Source organism: Chryseobacterium sp. SIMBA_028, from assembly GCF_046535285.1.
Taxonomy (GTDB): domain Bacteria; phylum Bacteroidota; class Bacteroidia; order Flavobacteriales; family Weeksellaceae; genus Chryseobacterium.
In genome coordinates, this window is the sequence record NZ_JAWRWZ010000672.1 from 1 (window position 1) to 247 (window position 247).

The following is a 247-nucleotide window of genomic DNA, read 5'->3' on the forward strand; positions in this document are numbered from 1 at the left end:
CGAGATGTTCGGCCGCTTTGCCAGTCTTGATCGTGCCGCCAAAAGGGTCGACCACAAGGTCATCTGGTTCGGTCAAGAAGCGAATCAGGAAGTCCGGTATCGATATCGGCATCATTGCGCCGTGAACCGGTAGCCCAAGCCGCTGAGCGTCCCGCCGATACTGGAGCGTATCGGTGCATCGCGTTCCTCGCGAAATGACGTTACGCGGTATCCGCCCCGCTGTTGGCATCGAGAATCCGCCTGGTCG

1 protein-coding gene is annotated in these 247 nt (G+C 59.5%); it reads right to left on the reverse strand.

Features of this window, described 5'->3' with window-relative positions; all coding sequences use genetic code 11:
• Positions 1-229: DNA methyltransferase (locus SCA31_RS24925; protein WP_410699631.1), on the reverse strand; the 229-nt coding region annotated here is incomplete at its 3' end.
• Between the last annotated feature and the right edge of the window lie 18 nt (positions 230-247).